The organism is Serratia sp. SCBI (assembly GCF_000747565.1).
Lineage (GTDB): Bacteria > Pseudomonadota > Gammaproteobacteria > Enterobacterales > Enterobacteriaceae > Serratia > Serratia ureilytica.
Genome location: NZ_CP003424.1, coordinates 2,438,469 through 2,454,858, shown reverse-complemented (window position 1 = coordinate 2,454,858; position 16,390 = coordinate 2,438,469). Strand labels below are relative to the sequence as shown.

The window sequence follows — 16,390 nt, the reverse complement described above, 5'->3', positions numbered from 1 at the left end:
CCGCAGGGGGAGAATAACGCCATTAACACGCATGACCGATAGCCAAAAGATCCGCATCATAAACTCAGCAATCAGAAGGAGATGCCTCATCATAGTGAGCAAAATCAAAGGCTGACAAACGATCTTTCTTCCCCCATTTGGTTGAGCTAGACTCAACCTATGAAAAAAATCCACTCCCTGCCGCACCTGTCCGCTTTCGAAGCCGCCGCCCGTCTCGGCAGCTTCAGCGCCGCTGCGGATGAGCTGTTTCTCACCACCGGCGCGGTCAGCCGCCATATTCGCAGTCTCGAAGCACAGCTGGGGATCACGCTGTTTTATCGCGGACACAAATCCGTGCGGCTGACGCAGGCCGGTGAGAACTTTTCCCGCACCGCGTCCCGGGTCATCGGCGAACTGTTTGCTGCGGAGAGCGCGCTGAAAGCGAGCGCCGGCCAGCAGCGGCTGGTGGTGCACAGCCTGCCGACGTTCACCATGCACTGGCTGATGCCGAAGCTGGCGGCATTCAATGAGCGTCATCCGGGGGTCGCGATTGATATCACCACCGGCATCGGCGCCGTCGATCGCAATACGCCGTTTGACGTGGCGATCCGGCGCGATCCCGCGCACTTCTCCGGGCTGAAAGCGATCCCTTTCCTGCAGGAAGACAGCCTGCTGGTCTGCAGCCAGAGCTATCTGCACGCCAGACCGGTCATTGAGCCGGACACGCTTGGCGAGCATACCGCCATCCGCATCCGTGCCCGGGAAGATTTGTGGCGCAGCTGGCTGAATGCTTATCCGACGGCGCTGGACGCTTCGCCGCCGCCGCTCACGCTCGATCATACCTTCGCCGCCATTCAGGCGGCCGAAGACGGCCTGGGGCTGGCCGTTGTGCCTTTATTTGTTCTGCGCCAAACACCTGTCGTCCGGCCGACTGGTGTCGCCTTTCCCGACGCTGACCATCCGAACCGGCGTCTATTCTCTGCTGCTGCGCGACCGGGACGATGACGTCGTGAGAACATTCGCCGCCTGGCTGCGCACTTACCAGGCCTGACCGGGTGACGACATTGACGGACAGTCATGGCCTGCGCCTGGGTGAGAATCGCCGGCGATTTCCGGTTGGCGCGCCATGAGCGGCGCTGCCTCAGGCATTTCGCCGCTGCTGCCCGTGAATGTCGACGAGCGCGCACAGCTTTTCCAACGTCACCGCCGGTGAAAAATAGAAGCCCTGTACGACATCGCACCGATACTCGGTCAGGTAGTGGAGCGACTCCAGGTCTTCCACCCCTTCCGCCAAGACTTCATAGTTGAGTTTATGCAGCATATCGATGATGCTTTGCACGATGATGCGGCTGTCCGCATCGCTCTTCAGCAGTCTTATCAGGGAGGCGTCCAGTTTGACGACGTCGGCGGGGATATGGCGCAGATAGTTTAAATTGCTGTAGCCGGCGCCGAAATCATCCAGCGCGATGCGATGCCCGTTGGCCTTGAGCGCATGCAGACAGGCCAACGCCGCGCTGCTTTCCTGAATGCGTTGCGACTCCAGGCACTCTATCTCAATGTCCCCCGCCTGCAGCCCGCGCCGGGTGATGGCTTCATTCAACCGCGCCGCAAAGTGCCGCTCGGCCAGATTGCCGGCCGTCACGTTGATCGAGATGGGAAACGCGATCCCCGCTTCACGCATCAACAACAACTGTTCAATCGACTGCGCGATGACAAACTCGGTCAACGGTTTGATCAGCGAGGTATTTTCCACCAGCGGAATGAACTCCCCCGTCGGGATCGCCCCCAACGTTCATGCCGCCAACGCAGCAATGCTTCCGCGCCGACGATCCTGCCGCTCGCCAAATCAATCTGCGGTTGGTATTCCAAAAATAGCCCGCGATTATCTTCCTTCAGACTCTGCGCCAACTCATTAAAAATATTGAAATTATGCTTGCGCGCCGCATCCTTCGGCTCGCTATAGAGGGAGACGGCTCGCCCCTCGTCAATCGAATCATGCAGCGCGCTGGTCGCCTGGCGCAAAATCTCGGGAGGATCGGCATGCGGCGCGGAAAACAACGCATAACCGGCATTAAGCTCCAGGCGCAGCGGCACGGCGCCTCTCACTTCGTGATGCAAACGGTCGGCGCAACGCAACAGATCGCGCTTCGCCTGCAGCATGTGCTGCGCCTCGATAATGACGGCGAAACGTCCGGGCGCGATGCTGTACAGCATGCGCTCACTGAGAAACGTCTCTTTCAGGAAATGGCTGATATCCCCCAGCAGTAACTCTACCGTAGACAGGCCGAAGGAACGCGCCATCTCGTAGGCGTATTGGATATCTATCGTATCGAACAGCAATAACGCGTATTTGCCCGTGTCCGGTAAATTGCCGAGTTCACCCATCAGCCGCTGTCGATTGGGCAAGCGAGTGATGGCATCGACCAGGCCGACCTCACTCTGCGCTTCAATCAACTCGCCGACGATGGTGGCCATGCTGCGCAGCAGTTCGACCTGACGGCGAGTCAGATGCTTTGGCTGCGAACCCACGAGGCAGAACGCGCCGATCGTATAGCCTTCGCGGGTGCACAGCGGGATGGCGGCGCAGTGGCGGATCGCCGCGGCGCCGTTGACCATGGGATCCGAGGCAAAGCGTTCATCCGCATGGGTGTCCGGACAAATCAACGCCTCGCCGCTCAGACGAACGAAATTGAACAAGGGGCTGACGAAATCGATCTCCTCGAACCCGACGTCAATGTGCTCGCGGATCCAAATCTTGCGCGTTCCGTGCAGGTAAATGAGGCAACCCTCGGCCTGTAACAGCTTGCGGGTGATCGTCAGCACCTGATGGATCGCGTCGTCATGGCCGGCGCCCAACCCCGCCAGCGCATCGATGGCCGCCAGGCGCTCGTCTTCGTTCTTACTGAGATGTCGTAACATTGGCTCATAGCTCACAGATGGCGTAAGTGCCTTTGCCGGCGGATTTCGCCTGATACATCGCGCCGTCGGCGCTGGCCAGCAGCATTTCCGGCGTCACGTCCCCACTCGCAGAGATAGCGGCGCCAATGCTGGCGGACAGGCAGACCTTCTGCTGACCGATCTGCGAAATACCGGCCAGCTCCGCCAACACCTTTTCGCAAAACGCGCTGACCTCAGGCCGCGGCGCTGTCAGCGGCCACAGGATCACCGTGAACTCGTCGCCGGCCAGGCGCGAGACGCTGTGCCGTTCGTCGGCGCAAGCGCTGAGCAATTTGGCGAACGTCTTCAGGATCAGATCGCCGAAGTCATGGCCGTAACTGTCGTTCATGCCCTTAAAACCATCGAGATCGATGAACAACAGGGCCATCTGCCGCTGATGACAGCAGGCTTGCAACGTGCCCGACAACCGGCGCAGAAATGCGCGTCGGTTGGTCAACCCGGTCAGCATGTCGTGCGTGGCGTCATATTCCAATCGTTGCTGCAGTCGCTTCAACTCGGTGATATCCATGGAGAGAATGTAAAAGCCCTGAGCCTCGCACGGCACCAGCGTGGTATGGATCATCAGCAGCCCCTGCTGGGTCTGCAATTCGTTTTCGAAGCTGACCATTTCGCCCGCCAAAGCCCGCGCGATCATCGGCCGGGCCATCTGATACACGCTTTCCCCCATGAACTCGCGCACCGTCATGCCCTGCAGGCTGGCCTCTTCCAGACCAAACCAGGTCTTATAGGCGCTATTGGCGAACAGGTAGCGTTCATTGGCGTCGATTTGGCTGATTAACGCCGGCATATTGTCGGTAATGGCGCGCAGGCGTTCTTTTTCCGCACTGAGCTGAGATTCGGCGAGCACCCGGGTTTCTATCTCTTCGTTAAGCTGTTTGACCACCGCGTTAAGCTCATGCGTACGAATTTCGACGCGTTCTTCCAGCTCATGCTGCAAGGCATACAGGTCAGCCTCCGCCGCCTTGCGCTCGCTGATGTCGACGATGACCGAGATGAAATGATCCGGCTTGCCGTTCGGCAGCCGATTGAGCGCCACCGTCAGTTCCACCCATACGATCGTGCCATCGGCGCGGAAATAGCGTTTCTCCAGCGAGTAGGTGTCGATCTCGTTTCTCAGCAACTGCTGCAGTTTTTCCAGATCGGTGTTGAGATCGAGCGGATAGGTAATGTCCTGAAAGGTGCGATCCATCAGCTCACGCTCGGAGTATTGCAGCATTTCACAGATGCGCGGATTGACCCGCAGCCAATACCCCTGCAGCGAAACCAGCGCCATGCCCACCGCCGCCTGAGAGAAAGTCTGTTCGAATAACGCCTCCGTGCGCTGCAGATCGGATTTCAGGTTTTCGGTATAGACGTTGCGTTCGATGCTCTGCAGATACTCTTCCACCACCGCGGCGAAGTCACGCAGGTCGGCCAGTTTATCTTGAGGAAACGGCTGCGGGTGACTGTCGATAATGCATAGCGTGCCGAGCGGCAACCCGTCGAGGGACAGCAGCTGTTGCCCGACGTAGAAGCCGATGCGCGGGCCACCGACCACCAGTGGGTTATCGAAAAAGCGCGGATCCTGCGCGGTATCGGGCACCACCAGCGCTTCGCGTTGCAGAATGGCATGGCCGCAGAACGAGATGTTGCGCGGCGTTTCCCGGACATCCAGGCCATAGCGTGATAAAAACCATTGACGATCGCGGTCGATCAGTGACACCAGCGCAATGGTGACGCCGAAATATTTCGCAGCCAGTCGCGTGATGCGATCCAGCTTTTCTACTGAGTTCGAATCCAGCACGTTCAGCGAATCCAATACCGACAGGCGTTCGGCTTCGTTTTCGGGGAAGCATGGCTCGAGCATGTTGACTCCCATTGTGACACCCACGGATCCGGTGCAGCCGGCCGGCGTGATTCCGTTCAGCCTATCCGTCGGTTAGCGGCAAATATCCTTGTCCATCATAGACTCACTCAGTATCAATCCGATTATGCATTCTCGCCAGCTGGAACAAGGCCTGTCGGCCGGCGTCGTCGCGGCGGCACAGGCCGGGCGCCCCCCGCTAAGCCTTGCAGGGCGGCAGCCCGCCGGCCAGCTTTTCATTTTTGACCTGGCACAACCCCGCCACGCCGGATTCCAACAGAATGCGCCGCGTCGCCATCAACGTCTCACGCTGCTCGTTCAGCGTCGCCATCATCCGCTCGATTTCCGCCAGCCGGCTGTCGACGCCTTGTATCAAACCATCCTGATAGGCGCTGCCCTGCAGCGCCAATACCCCGCGGATCGCCTGCAGCGAGAACCCCAGATTCTGGCCGATTTGGATCAGATGCAGCCGCTCCAGCGCGCTTTCGCTATACACCCGATATCCGTTAACGCCGCGCATCGCTTTGGGCAGCAGACCCTGCTGTTCGTAGTAACGTATCGCCGAGGCGGCCATGCCGGCGCGCTCCGCCAACTCTCCGATTTTCATGCCCTATTGACCTTAAAGTTAACTTTAAACCTAGTATAGCGCCATTCCCCCTGCGACAGGAACGTACCCGATGTTTACCCCGCTTATTCTGCCCAACGGCAGCCGCTTACCCAACCGTTTGGCCAAAGCCGCGTTGGAAGAAAATCTGGCCGATGAAGGCCAACTGCCCGGCCCCGCGCTATGGCGTCTGTATCGCCACTGGGGTATCGGCGGCGCCGGCCTCATCATCACCGGCAACGTGATGATCGACGGACGCGCCATGACCGGCCCCGGCGGCGTGGTGCTGGAACAGGATACGCCGCTCGAGGCGTTCAAAACCTGGGCGGCGGCCTCGCGCCAGGAAGGCGCGCAGGTATGGATGCAGCTCAGCCACCCGGGCCGTCAGGTGATGACCAACATGGGCGGCAACGCCTGGGCGCCCTCCGCCATCCCGATGGCGATGGGCAAGTACAGCAAGGCGTTCGCACAGCCGGAGGCCATGAGTGAAACGCAGATTGCCGAGGTGATCGCCCGCTTCGCCGCCAGCGCGCACGCCGCCGAAAAGGCCGGGTTTACCGGCGTGCAGATCCATGCGGCGCACGGCTACCTGATCTCCCAGTTTTTGTCGCCGTTGGCCAACCAGCGCAGCGATCGTTGGGGGGGCGAACTGGCGAATCGCGCCCGTCTGCTGCTGGAGGTGGTGCGCGCGGTGCGCCAGCGTGTCTCGCCAGACTTTTGCGTGGCGGTGAAGCTCAATTCAGCCGATTTTCAGCGCGGCGGCTTTTCGCCGGACGAGGCCCGACAGGTATTGTTGATGCTCAACGAACTGCCGGTCGATCTGGTGGAGTTGTCGGGCGGGAGTTATGAAAGCCCGGCGATGCAGGGGGAAGCCGCAGACGACAGCACCCTGGCGCGTGAAGCCTATTTTCTGACCTTCGCCCGCGATCTCGCCGCAGTAGCGCGCATGCCGGTGATGACCACCGGCGGCATCGCCCGCCCGTCGGTGGCGCAACGGGTGCTGAACAGCGGCGTCGCGGTGGTCGGCATCGCCACTGCCATGGCGGAAATTCCCGATCTGCCGCGCCGCTGGCAAACCGGTGAAGCCCCTCATGCGCTGCCTGCACCGGTAAAATGGCGCGACAAAACGCTGACGCTGCTCGCCCGCATGTCGCTGATCAAGCGCCGCATGCACGCCCTGAGCCGCGATCGGACGCGCAACGTGCGTTACTCACCGCTGTGGTCGCTGCTCATCGATCGGTGGCGCACCCGCCGCACTCTGCAGCGCTATCATGCCTGGTTACGGCAACGTTAATGACCGCGGCGCCGGCAGACACGCCGGCGCCGCACAAAAATCCCGCTGTTTTGATCGCGCTACGTAAAATCTGCAAGAAATCACCACCCTGGATACTGCGCTTTTAACGCTCGACTGCTTATATTCATCACAAATTTTGTGTATATAACCGCTATAGGACTTAAGGTGGTGAATAGATGAAAATAAGCCGCTATTTTCTATTTATGTTATTAATCGGAAATTCACCTTAATAATAAATGCATTAAAGAAGCAGCCAAAGGAAAGCAGAAAAGGATTTTTACGCAATGTTAAAGAAATGTTGTTTTTTGCCGACAAAACCAACGGTCAACAAATCAACAACATATTGATGAGCCTAAGAAAAAACTAAACAATTCAAAACAAAATCGGCTATTGAGTCCCAGGCGAAAAAGCCATATATTGGTCGCGCTTTTCACAAGGCAGTTACTTTTCTAATTCATTAATTCAATCGTTGCGTCTTGAGACCTTCGGTTGTAGGAGAGATATGATGACGGATAAAGTCCGTATTGATACTTTAGTTGCAAACTCATTAAACGGAAACAATGAAACCTATTTGGCGCGTCAAGCCGAATTTGAGTCGAATGTTAGGAGTTATCCGCGCAAATTGCCGTTGGCAATTGCGAAAGCCCAGGGCGTTTGGATCACTGATGTTGAGAATAATCAATATCTTGATTGCCTGGCCGGGGCGGGAACGTTGGCTCTTGGACATAATCACCCCGACGTCCTGCAAAGCATCCAAAATGTCATTACCAGCGGCTTGCCGTTACATACTCTCGATCTCACGACCCCGTTGAAAGATCGTTTCTCCGACTACCTGCTCTCTCTGTTGCCGGGCGAAGGCAAAGGGTACTGCCTGCAGTTCTGCGGTCCGTCCGGCGCCGATGCGGTGGAAGCCGCGCTGAAGCTGGCGAAAAAACACACTGGCCGTTCCGGCGTGATCAGCTTCTCCGGCGGCTACCACGGCATGACCCACGGCGCGCTGTCGGTCACCGGCAACCTGTCGCCGAAAGCGGCCATCAACGGCATGATGCCGGAAGTGCAATTCATGCCTTATCCGCATGAATACCGCTGCCCGCTGGGCATCGGCGGCGAAGCCGGCGTCAAGGCGCTGACCTACTACTTCGATAATCTGATTAACGACGTGGAAAGCGGCGTGCGTAAACCGGCGGCGGTGATCCTGGAAGCCGTTCAGGGCGAAGGCGGGGTTAACCCGGCCCCGGCCGAGTGGCTGCAGCGCATTCGCAAAGTGACGCAGGAACACGGCATTCTGCTGATCATCGACGAAGTTCAGGCCGGTTTCGCCCGTACGGGCAAGCTGTTCGCCTTCGAACACGCCGGCATCGAGCCGGACATCATCGTGATGTCGAAAGCGGTCGGCGGCGGCTTGCCGCTCGCGGTGCTGGGCATCAAAAAAGAGTTCGATGCCTGGGAACCGGGCCACCACACCGGCACCTTCCGCGGCAACCAGCTGGCGATGGCCACCGGCCTGACCACCCTGCAGTACCTGAAGGAGCATAAGGTCGCCGACAAAGTGGCCGCTCAGGGCGAATGGCTCAAAGGCAAGCTGGCCGAGCTGCAGAAACGTTATCCGGTGATCGGCCACGTCCGCGGTCTGGGCCTGATGATCGGCATCGAGATCGTCAAGCCGAACGAAGCGCAGGATCACATGGGCTGCTACCCGGCCGATGGCGAGCTGTCCGCGCTGCTGCAGAAAAAATGCTTCGAATCCGGCTTGATCCTGGAGCGCGGCGGGCGCAATGGCTGTGTGCTGCGTCTGTTGCCTTCCCTGCTGATCACCAATGATGAGCTGGGTATTTTCCTGGATAAATTTGAGCAGGCGCTGTTGGCCGCCGGCGTCAAGCCAGTCTGATTGGAGCGAATGACCGCGATGTCCAAGTTAAACCCGATTCTGGCTTCCTCGGCGCACAGCGCCGAGGCTTACCGCCAGGCGATCGCACAGAGCAGTGAAGCCGTCGTGCAGTGGCTGCAACAGCCCGAGATGTATCAGGGCAAAAGCGTTGCCGAACTGCGCGAACGCATCCAGCTCGACTTTACCCCGCAAGGCCTGGGCAACCAGGCGGCGATCGAGCGCGCCATCGAGTACTTTTTGAAAGACAGCCTGTCGGTGCACCACCCGCAGTGCGTGGCGCACCTGCACTGCCCGAGCCTGGTGATTAGCCAGGCCGCTGAAGTGCTGATCAACGCCACCAACCAGAGCATGGACTCCTGGGATCAGAGCCCGTCGGCCACGCTGATCGAAATGAAGCTGATCGAGTGGCTGCGCGCCCAGGTCGGTTACCAGCCCGGCGACGCCGGGGTGTTCACCAGCGGCGGCACCCAGAGCAACCTGATGGGGCTGATGCTGGCGCGCGATGCATTCTTCGCGCGTCAGGGCCACTCCGTGCAGCAGGACGGTCTGGTGGGCGATCTGCGCAAGCTGAAAGTGTTCTGTTCTGAAAACGCCCACTTCTCGGTGCAGAAGAACATGGCGCTGATGGGCCTCGGCTACCAGTCCGTCACGCTGGTGAAAACCGATCGCTTCGCCCGCATGGACGTGAATGATCTGGCGGAAAAACTGGCGCAGGCCAAGGCTAACGGCGAGCAGGTGATGGCGATCGTCGCCACCGCCGGCACCACCGATGCCGGTGCCATTGACCCGCTGCGCGATATCGCGCGGCTGGCGGCGGAGCAGAAAATTTGGGTGCACGTGGATGCGGCCTGGGGCGGCGCGCTGCTGCTCTCCGAGCAGTACCGCGACTACCTGGACGGCCTGGAGCTGGTGGACTCCATCACCCTGGACTTCCATAAGCAGTTCTTCCAGACCATCAGCTGCGGCGCCTTCCTGCTGAAAGACGAGCGCCACTACGAGCTGATGCGCTATCAGGCTGCCTACCTGAACTCCGAATTCGACGAAGCGCAAGGCGTGCCGAACCTGGTCTCCAAATCGCTGCAGACCACCCGCCGCTTCGATGCGTTGAAGCTGTGGATGGGGCTGGAAGCGCTGGGGCAGAAGCAGTATGCCGAGATCATCGATCATGGCGTCTCGCTGGCGCAACAGGTGGCGCGTTACATCGCCGATCAGGAATCGCTGGAACTGGTGATGCAGCCGCAGCTGGCCAGCGTGCTGTTCCGCTACCGTCCGGCGCAGCTGGCGGCGAAAGGCGACGCGGCCGTCGCGCTGTTCAACCAGCGCATCGGTGACGCCTTGCTGGAGTCGGGCCGCGCCAACGTCGGCGTGACCGAGTTCGATGGCGTGACCTGCCTGAAGATGACGCTGCTGAACCCGATCGTGACGCTGGAAGACATCAAGCTGCTGCTGGCGCTGGTCGAGAAAACCGCGCAGCAGCTGCCGGCGTAACCCTCCGCCACTGCGCATTAAAAGCCGATAACCCCCTGGTTATCGGCTTTTTTATTGCCCATCAGAGAGCAAGTGACACAGCGCTTACGCTGATATACTGCAGTAAACGCCTTCTCTTATTTCCGGCGCCACAGGATAAACGCATGACCGACCCTGATTTCAACCTGCTGACCGCGCTCGACGCGCTGCTGTCGACGGGCAGCGTTGCCGGCGCAGCGCGACGTCTCGGTTTAAGCGCCTCGGCGATGAGCCGCACCCTCAGCCGACTGCGCACGGCCACCGGCGATCCGCTGTTGGTGCGCGCCGGGCGTCATATGGTGCTGACGCCTTATGCCGAAACGCTGCGCGAACGGGCGCGAAACGCGGCATTCGAAGCTCGGGCGCTGCTGCGTCCGACGCCGAACGCGCTGGATCCCGCCACGCTCGACCGGACCTTTACGCTGCGCGCCAACGACGGCTTCGTCGAGGCCTTCGGCCCGGCGCTGATCGCCGCCGCTGCGCAACAGGCGCCACGGGCGCGGCTGCGCTTTGCGCCCAAGCCGGAGAAAAGCGACCGCCCCCTGCGTGAAGGCCTGGTCGATCTGGAGATTGGCGTGCTGGGCGAAATGGGGCCGGAAATCCGCCTGCAGGCGCTGTTTCGCGACCGCTTCGTCGGCGTGATGAGAAGCGCGCACCCGCTGGCGCAGCAGCCCAAGATAGGCGCCGCCGAGTACGCCGCCTGCGGCCACGTGGTGGCCTCACGCAGCGGGCGCATTCTCGGGCCGGTAGACGCCGCGTTGGCGGAGCTGGGGCTGACGCGCCAGATTGCCGCCGTGGTGCCGAGCTTTCCGGCCGCGCTGGCGGTGGCGCAAGCCTCAGACCTGCTGGCGCTGTTGCCCGCCTCCTTTCTGCATGCTCATCCGGACGAAGGCCCGCTGCGCATGTTCGAGCTGCCGGTGAAAACGCCGCCCATTACCGTCTCGCAAATGTGGCACCCGCGCCTGGACGCTGAAGCGGAGCACCGCTGGCTGCGGCAGTTGGTGTTGGCCGTCTGCCGCCAACGGGCGTAGGCACCGCGCACCTCAAGTGACAATGTCACCAAACATTCCCTTACGGCGCCTCTCGCCCGTTTAAATCGGCCAGATAGGCGCAAAACATGTCCGCCATCGCATCGGCATAAGCCACAATTTCCGCATCGCTGCGCGGCGTTTCGGAGAATTGCTTGCCCGCCGCCCCCAGCGTGCCGACGATCAACTCGCCTGCCAACGTACGGACGCCTTCCGCCGCATCGGGCAACGCTTCGCCCATAAACACCTGCACGATGTCTTTGCCGGTGGCCTTCGCCGCCTGCGCCTCCGGCGCATCGCGGTACAACGGCGCCGCATCGTTCAGCGCCACGCGCATCTGCGCCTCTTCACATTCCGAACGGATAAATGTCTGCACCAGCAACCGTAAACGCTCGAATGGCGCAGTCTCTCGATCGGCCAGAATGCCGCTCAGCATGGCGGTGGTCTGCCGCCATTCGTCGCTTTGCAAACGAAACAGGATCGCCGCTTTGTTGGGAAAATACTGATAAAGCGAACCGATACTGACGCCGGCGCGTTCAGCCACTCTGGCGGTAGTGAAACGCGCGGCGCCCTCCTGCGCCAAAACCTGGAAACGCTGCGCGACGATCTGCCGGCCACTGTCGACCTGCTGTTGCTGGATGGTGCCAAGGGGCTTTACCCCGATATCCTCGCGCTGCTGGAAAATCGTCTGCGCCCCGGCGCGCTGATCGTCGCCGACAACGCCGATTACAGCCCAGATTATCTGGCGCGCGTGCGTTCTCCGGCGTCGGGTTATCTCTCCACGCCGTTCGCGGATGACGTCGAGCTGTCGATACGCCTTTAAATCCCTCATCGCGCGGGGGTTGTTCCCCCTCGCGCGATCGTACAACATAGCGTGCATGATGCCTGACACAGTGAAACGCCCATGACGCTTCCCCCCTTTGGCCGGTGTTCGACGGCCATAACGACCTGCTGCTCAACCTGTGGCTGCAGCACGATGACGATCCGGTCACCGCCTTTTATTCGCACGTCACGCCGGGCCACCTCGACTTTCCACGCATGCGGCGCGGCGGATTCTGCGGCGGGCTGTTCGCGGTGTTTATTCCTCCGGTCAGCTATATCGCCCAAATGCGTAATCAAACGCTGGAGGACGCGCAGGCCGCGTTCGATCCGCTGGCGATAGCCGAACGGCAGATAGCCATCCTGCACCAGTTGGAGGGCGCCTCTCAGGGGCAGTTGCGCCTCTGCCGCACGGCTACCGAGATAGAACAGTGCCGCCTCGACGGGCAAATTGCCGCGGTGCTGCATATCGAAGGCGCCGGCATGATCGATGCGGCGCTGACGCAGCTGGCGGCCTTCTATCGGCTGGGTGTGCGCAGCATCGGGCCGTTCTGGAATCTGCCGAACGCCTTCGGCACCGGCGTCAGCGGGCCGTTCCCCGGCTCACCCGATACCGGCCCCGGCCTGACGCCGGCCGGTGAAGCGCTGCTCCGCGCCTGCAACCAGCGCCGCATCATGATTGACGTCTCGCACATGAACGAGAAAACCTTCTGGCAAACCGCCGCGTTGAGCACCGCACCGCTGGTCGCTACCCACTCCAATGCCCACGCCCTCTGCCCGCAACCGCGCAACCTGACCGACGCGCAGTTGGACGCTATCGCCCAGAGCGACGGTATGGTCGGCGTCAATTTCGGCACCGCCTTCCTGCGGGCTGACGGAAAACGTGACAGTGCAACGACAGGCTTAACAGAAATTGTTAAACACGTTGAGTATTTGATCGCTAAACTTGGTGAAGATCGCGTGGGATTTGGCTCTGATTTTGACGGGGTTAACGTACCGCAACCGTTGGAGGACGCCGCAGGCCTGCCGCGCCTGACGCAAGCGCTCAAGCAGGCGGGGTTTGACGACCGGCTGCTGGAGAAGCTGACCTGGCGCAACTGGCTGAACGTGCTCTCCGCCACCTGGGGTGAATAACCCGGTTACGCTTTAACGGTTGCGATCTCCGTCACATTTCGTCAACATTGAGCCAGCCGAATGCGAATTTTTCTCATTGGCTTCGAACTATCACGATGCATGCAAAGGAGCACCGCTATGACTACCTGGACCAAACCTGAGTTTGTTGACCTGCGTCTGGGGCTGGAAGTGACGCTGTACATTTCCAACCGTTAATCGCCTGTCTGCCCGCCTTTCGCGCGGGCATTTCTTTCCTTCTTTTTCTGGTTCAGACATGCAGATAAAAGTTCTCGGCTCGGCAGCGGGCGGCGGCTTTCCCCAGTGGAATTGCAACTGCGACAACTGCCGGGGCGTTCGCAGCCACAGCATCAACGCCACGCGCCGCACGCAGTCTTCCATCGCCGTCAGCGACGACGGTAAAAACTGGGTGCTGTGCAACGTTTCCCCGGACATTTGCCATCAGCTGCTGGCCTCGCCCGAATTGAACAATCCCGACGTGCTGCGCGGCACCGGCATCGGCGCGATCGTGCTGACCGACAGCCAGATCGATCACAGCGCGGGCTTGCTCAATTTGCGTGAGGGCTGCCCGCATCAGGTCTGGTGCACCCCCGAAGTGCACGACGATCTCAGCACCGGTTTCCCGGTGTTTCCCATGCTCTCTCACTGGAACGGCGGGTTAATCCATCACCCGGTGACGCCCGCCGAGCCGTTCCACACGGCGGTCTGCCCAAACGTGCGCTTCACCGCCATTCCGCTGCTCAGCAACGCGCCGCCCTATTCGCCGTACCGCGATCGCCCGCTGCCGGGCCACAACGTGGCGCTGTTTATCGAAGATACCGCGCGCGGGGTCGGTCTGCTGTACGCGCCGGGCCTGGGTGAGCCGGACGAGGCTTTGATGCCCTGGCTGCGCCGGGCGGATTGCCTGCTGATCGACGGCACGCTCTGGCGCGACAATGAGCTGGCCAACGCCGGCGTGGGGCGCAATACCGGCAAAGACATGGGGCACCTGGCGCTGGCGGAAGAGCACGGGCTGGCGGCCCTGCTCAGCACCTTGCCCGCCAAACGCAAGATCTTGATCCACATTAACAATACCAACCCGATCCTCAATGAAGACTCCGCGGAACGGCAGAGCCTGAGCGCCGCCGGCATCGAAGTGAGCTGGGACGGCATGAATATCGAACTGTAGGGAATCGCCATGACGCAACCACTCCCCCTGACTCCGCAGGCATTTGAAGCGGCACTGCGCGCCAAAGGCGCTTATTATCATATCCACCACCCGTATCACATCGCGATGCACAACGGCGAAGCGACCCGTGAGCAGATCCAGGGCTGGGTGGCCAACCGTTTCTACTATCAGACCAGCATTCCGATCAAGGATGCGGCGATCATGGCCAACTGCCCGCAGCCGGAAACCCGTCGCAAATGGGTGCAGCGCATTCTGGATCACGACGGTTACGGCGGCAGCGAAGGCGGCATCGAGGCCTGGCTGCGCCTCGGCGAGGCGGTTGGGCTGCAGCGCGACACCCTGCTATCCGAGCAGCTGGTGCTGCCCGGCGTGCGTTTCGCGGTGGATGCCTACGTCAACTTCGCGCGCCGCGCCTGTTGGCAGGAAGCGGCCTGCAGCTCGCTGACCGAACTGTTCGCGCCGCAGATCCACCAGTCGCGACTCGACAGCTGGCCGCAGCACTACCCGTGGATCGACGCCGCCGGCTACGACTATTTCCGCAGTCGCCTCGGCCAGGCCAACCGCGACGTGGAGCACGGGCTGGCGCTGGCGCTGGACTATTGCGATACCGTTGAAAAACAGCAGCGCATGCTGGAAATCCTGCAGTTCAAGCTGGATATTTTGTGGAGCATGCTGGACGCCATGAGCATGGCCTATACCCTGAACCGCCCGCCTTACCACAGCGTGACCGCCGCGCGGGTCTGGCACAATCAGAGGCTGGTGTAATGACACTGAATCCTGAACACACCCCCGTCTTCCGCCGCGGCTACCGCCTGCAATGGGAGCAGGTGCAAAACAGCCACGTGATCCTCTACCCGGAAGGCATGGCCAAACTGAACGACAGCGCCGCCGCCATCCTGCAGCTGGTTGACGGCAACACCACGCTGAACGGCATCATCGCGCAGCTGAACGCCCGCTTCCCCGGCGCCGAGGGGCTGGCGGACGACGTGCTGGCGTTTTTCCAGCGCGCCTACGAACAAAAATGGGTGACCTTCCGTGACTGAGCCACGCGCGCCGGCGGTAAATCCGCCGCTCTGGCTGCTGGCGGAGCTGACCTATCGCTGCCCGCTGCAGTGCCCCTATTGCTCCAACCCGCTCGACTTTGCCGCGCAGGAAAAAGAGCTGACGACCGAGCAATGGATCGCGGTGTTTCGCCAGGCGCGGGCGATGGGCAGCGTACAGCTCGGTTTCTCCGGCGGCGAGCCGTTGGTGCGTAAAGACCTGCCCGAGCTGATCGCCGCCGCGCGCGATCTCGGGTTTTACACCAACCTGATCACCTCCGGCATCGGCCTGACCGAGAAAAAGCTGCAGACCTTCGCCGACGCCGGGCTGGATCATATTCAGATCAGTTTTCAGGCCAGCGATGAAACGCTGAACGCCGCACTGGCGGGCTCCGCCAAGGCGTTTCAGCAGAAGCTGGCGATGGCCAAGGCGGTCAAGGCCCTCGGCTATCCGATGGTGCTCAACTTCGTCTTGCATCGCCATAATATCGGCCAGATCGACCGCATCATCGAACTGGCGATCCAGCTGGATGCCGACGACGTCGAGCTGGCGACCTGCCAGTTCTACGGCTGGGCGCACCTGAACCGTGAAGGCCTGCTGCCGACCCGCGAACAGATCGCCGAGGCGGAAGCCGTGGTGAAACGCTATCGCGAGCGCATGGCTGCCGACGGCAAGCTGGCCAACCTGCTGTTCGTCACGCCGGATTACTATGAGGAACGCCCCAAAGGCTGCATGGGCGGTTGGGGGGCTATTTTCATGAGCGTGACGCCGGAAGGCATGGCGTTACCCTGTCACAGCGCCCGCCAGTTGCCGATCGCCTTTCCGTCGGTGCTGGAGCACGATCTGCAGCATATCTGGTATCACTCCTTCGGCTTTAACCGCTATCGCGGCTATGACTGGATGCCTGAGCCCTGCCGTTCCTGTTCGGAGAAAGAGAAAGACTACGGCGGCTGCCGCTGCCAGGCGTTCATGCTGACCGGCGACGCCGACAACGCCGATCCGGTGTGCGGCAAGTCGCCGCACCATGGCACCATTCTGGCGGCGCGTGAAGCGGCGAATCGCTCGCAGATCGGCATCGATCAGCTGCGTTTTCGCAATCAGACCAACTCCCGACTGATCTTCAAGGGCTGA

At 60.9% G+C, this 16,390-nt stretch carries 14 protein-coding genes and 1 pseudogene; 11 read left to right on the top strand and 4 right to left on the bottom strand.

Translation table 11 applies throughout. The annotated features are described in order from the left end of the window. Positions 1-159: 159 nt before the first annotated feature. Positions 160-984 carry a LysR substrate-binding domain-containing protein gene (locus SERRSCBI_RS11485; protein ID WP_232230780.1) on the top strand — a complete coding sequence of 275 codons (825 nt, stop codon included), beginning with the start codon at positions 160-162 and terminating at the stop codon, positions 982-984. Positions 985-1,120: 136 nt separating this feature from the next. Here the strand turns inward: SERRSCBI_RS11485 and SERRSCBI_RS11480 are convergent. The 3 genes and pseudogenes from SERRSCBI_RS11480 to SERRSCBI_RS11470 form a co-directional block, all read right to left on the bottom strand. After that, positions 1,121-2,898 (bottom strand): annotated as a pseudogene (locus SERRSCBI_RS11480) (EAL domain-containing protein). Between the two features lie 4 nt (positions 2,899-2,902). Next, complete coding sequence (locus SERRSCBI_RS11475) at positions 2,903-4,783, bottom strand: diguanylate cyclase domain-containing protein (protein ID WP_042784497.1); 1,881 nt, start codon at positions 4,781-4,783, stop codon at positions 2,903-2,905. 196 nt (positions 4,784-4,979) lie between these two features. Beyond that, the gene (locus SERRSCBI_RS11470) at positions 4,980-5,387 is read right to left on the bottom strand and encodes a MerR family transcriptional regulator (protein WP_042784496.1); all 408 of its coding nucleotides are present in this window, start codon (positions 5,385-5,387) and stop codon (positions 4,980-4,982) included. 70 nt (positions 5,388-5,457) lie between these two features. Here SERRSCBI_RS11470 and SERRSCBI_RS11465 point away from each other — a divergent pair, with 70 nt between their 5' ends. The 4 genes from SERRSCBI_RS11465 (at position 5,458) to SERRSCBI_RS11450 (ending at position 11,103) form a co-directional block, all read left to right on the top strand. Further along, positions 5,458-6,678 (top strand): NADH:flavin oxidoreductase/NADH oxidase family protein, encoded by a 1,221-nt coding sequence (locus SERRSCBI_RS11465; protein WP_042784495.1) that lies wholly within the window; start codon positions 5,458-5,460, stop codon positions 6,676-6,678. A 505-nt stretch (positions 6,679-7,183) separates the two neighbouring features. Continuing rightward, positions 7,184-8,566, top strand: a complete 1,383-nt coding sequence (locus SERRSCBI_RS11460) for a diaminobutyrate--2-oxoglutarate transaminase (RefSeq protein ID WP_071845182.1) — start codon at positions 7,184-7,186, stop codon at positions 8,564-8,566. Positions 8,567-8,584: 18 nt separating this feature from the next. Next, a complete protein-coding gene (locus SERRSCBI_RS11455; protein ID WP_042785705.1) occupies positions 8,585-10,054 on the top strand; it encodes an aspartate aminotransferase family protein in 1,470 nt (489 codons plus the stop codon). A 143-nt stretch (positions 10,055-10,197) separates the two neighbouring features. Then, positions 10,198-11,103 carry a LysR family transcriptional regulator gene (locus SERRSCBI_RS11450; RefSeq protein WP_042784494.1) on the top strand — a complete coding sequence of 302 codons (906 nt, stop codon included), beginning with the start codon at positions 10,198-10,200 and terminating at the stop codon, positions 11,101-11,103. A gap of 40 nt (positions 11,104-11,143) precedes the next feature. On the opposite strand, the gene SERRSCBI_RS11445 is transcribed toward SERRSCBI_RS11450, so the two are convergent. Continuing rightward, on the bottom strand, positions 11,144-11,932 hold the full coding sequence (locus tag SERRSCBI_RS11445; protein WP_232230779.1) for a TetR family transcriptional regulator: 789 nt from the start codon (positions 11,930-11,932) through the stop codon (positions 11,144-11,146). 95 nt (positions 11,933-12,027) lie between these two features. On the opposite strand from SERRSCBI_RS11445, the gene SERRSCBI_RS11435 reads away from it, so the two are divergent. The 6 genes from SERRSCBI_RS11435 to pqqE all read left to right on the top strand — a co-directional run bounded on the left by SERRSCBI_RS11435 (position 12,028) and on the right by pqqE (position 16,390). Then, positions 12,028-13,053 (top strand): dipeptidase, encoded by a 1,026-nt coding sequence (locus SERRSCBI_RS11435; protein ID WP_042784493.1) that lies wholly within the window; start codon positions 12,028-12,030, stop codon positions 13,051-13,053. Between the two features lie 117 nt (positions 13,054-13,170). Continuing rightward, positions 13,171-13,248, top strand: a complete 78-nt coding sequence (gene pqqA, locus SERRSCBI_RS24115) for a pyrroloquinoline quinone precursor peptide PqqA (protein WP_004937827.1) — start codon at positions 13,171-13,173, stop codon at positions 13,246-13,248. Between the two features lie 58 nt (positions 13,249-13,306). Then, complete coding sequence (pqqB, locus tag SERRSCBI_RS11430) at positions 13,307-14,218, top strand: pyrroloquinoline quinone biosynthesis protein PqqB (RefSeq protein ID WP_042784492.1); 912 nt, start codon at positions 13,307-13,309, stop codon at positions 14,216-14,218. Between the two features lie 9 nt (positions 14,219-14,227). Beyond that, a complete protein-coding gene (gene pqqC, locus SERRSCBI_RS11425) occupies positions 14,228-14,983 on the top strand; it encodes a pyrroloquinoline-quinone synthase PqqC (RefSeq protein ID WP_042784491.1) in 756 nt (251 codons plus the stop codon). Beyond that, positions 14,983-15,261 (top strand): pyrroloquinoline quinone biosynthesis peptide chaperone PqqD, encoded by a 279-nt coding sequence (pqqD, locus tag SERRSCBI_RS11420; RefSeq protein WP_033643059.1) that lies wholly within the window; start codon positions 14,983-14,985, stop codon positions 15,259-15,261. Before pqqC ends, pqqD begins: the two co-directional genes overlap by 1 nt. After that, entirely contained in the window at positions 15,254-16,390 is a 1,137-nt protein-coding gene (gene pqqE / locus SERRSCBI_RS11415) for a pyrroloquinoline quinone biosynthesis protein PqqE (RefSeq protein ID WP_042784489.1), read from the top strand. Before pqqD ends, pqqE begins: the two co-directional genes overlap by 8 nt.

What these genes read in the sequence shown, in the direction of transcription:
- SERRSCBI_RS11485 (WP_232230780.1), top strand. Translation starts at nt 160, where the DNA reads ATGAAAAAAATCCACTCCCTGCCGCACCTGTCCGCTTTCGAAGCCGCC.
- SERRSCBI_RS11475 (WP_042784497.1), bottom strand. Translation starts at nt 4,783, where the DNA reads ATGCTCGAGCCATGCTTCCCCGAAAACGAAGCCGAACGCCTGTCGGTA.
- SERRSCBI_RS11470 (WP_042784496.1), bottom strand. Translation starts at nt 5,387, where the DNA reads ATGAAAATCGGAGAGTTGGCGGAGCGCGCCGGCATGGCCGCCTCGGCG.
- SERRSCBI_RS11465 (WP_042784495.1), top strand. Translation starts at nt 5,458, where the DNA reads ATGTTTACCCCGCTTATTCTGCCCAACGGCAGCCGCTTACCCAACCGT.
- SERRSCBI_RS11460 (WP_071845182.1), top strand. Translation starts at nt 7,184, where the DNA reads ATGACGGATAAAGTCCGTATTGATACTTTAGTTGCAAACTCATTAAAC.
- SERRSCBI_RS11455 (WP_042785705.1), top strand. Translation starts at nt 8,585, where the DNA reads ATGTCCAAGTTAAACCCGATTCTGGCTTCCTCGGCGCACAGCGCCGAG.
- SERRSCBI_RS11450 (WP_042784494.1), top strand. Translation starts at nt 10,198, where the DNA reads ATGACCGACCCTGATTTCAACCTGCTGACCGCGCTCGACGCGCTGCTG.
- SERRSCBI_RS11445 (WP_232230779.1), bottom strand. Translation starts at nt 11,932, where the DNA reads ATGAGGGATTTAAAGGCGTATCGACAGCTCGACGTCATCCGCGAACGG.
- pqqA (WP_004937827.1), top strand. Translation starts at nt 13,171, where the DNA reads ATGACTACCTGGACCAAACCTGAGTTTGTTGACCTGCGTCTGGGGCTG.
- pqqB (WP_042784492.1), top strand. Translation starts at nt 13,307, where the DNA reads ATGCAGATAAAAGTTCTCGGCTCGGCAGCGGGCGGCGGCTTTCCCCAG.
- pqqC (WP_042784491.1), top strand. Translation starts at nt 14,228, where the DNA reads ATGACGCAACCACTCCCCCTGACTCCGCAGGCATTTGAAGCGGCACTG.
- pqqD (WP_033643059.1), top strand. Translation starts at nt 14,983, where the DNA reads ATGACACTGAATCCTGAACACACCCCCGTCTTCCGCCGCGGCTACCGC.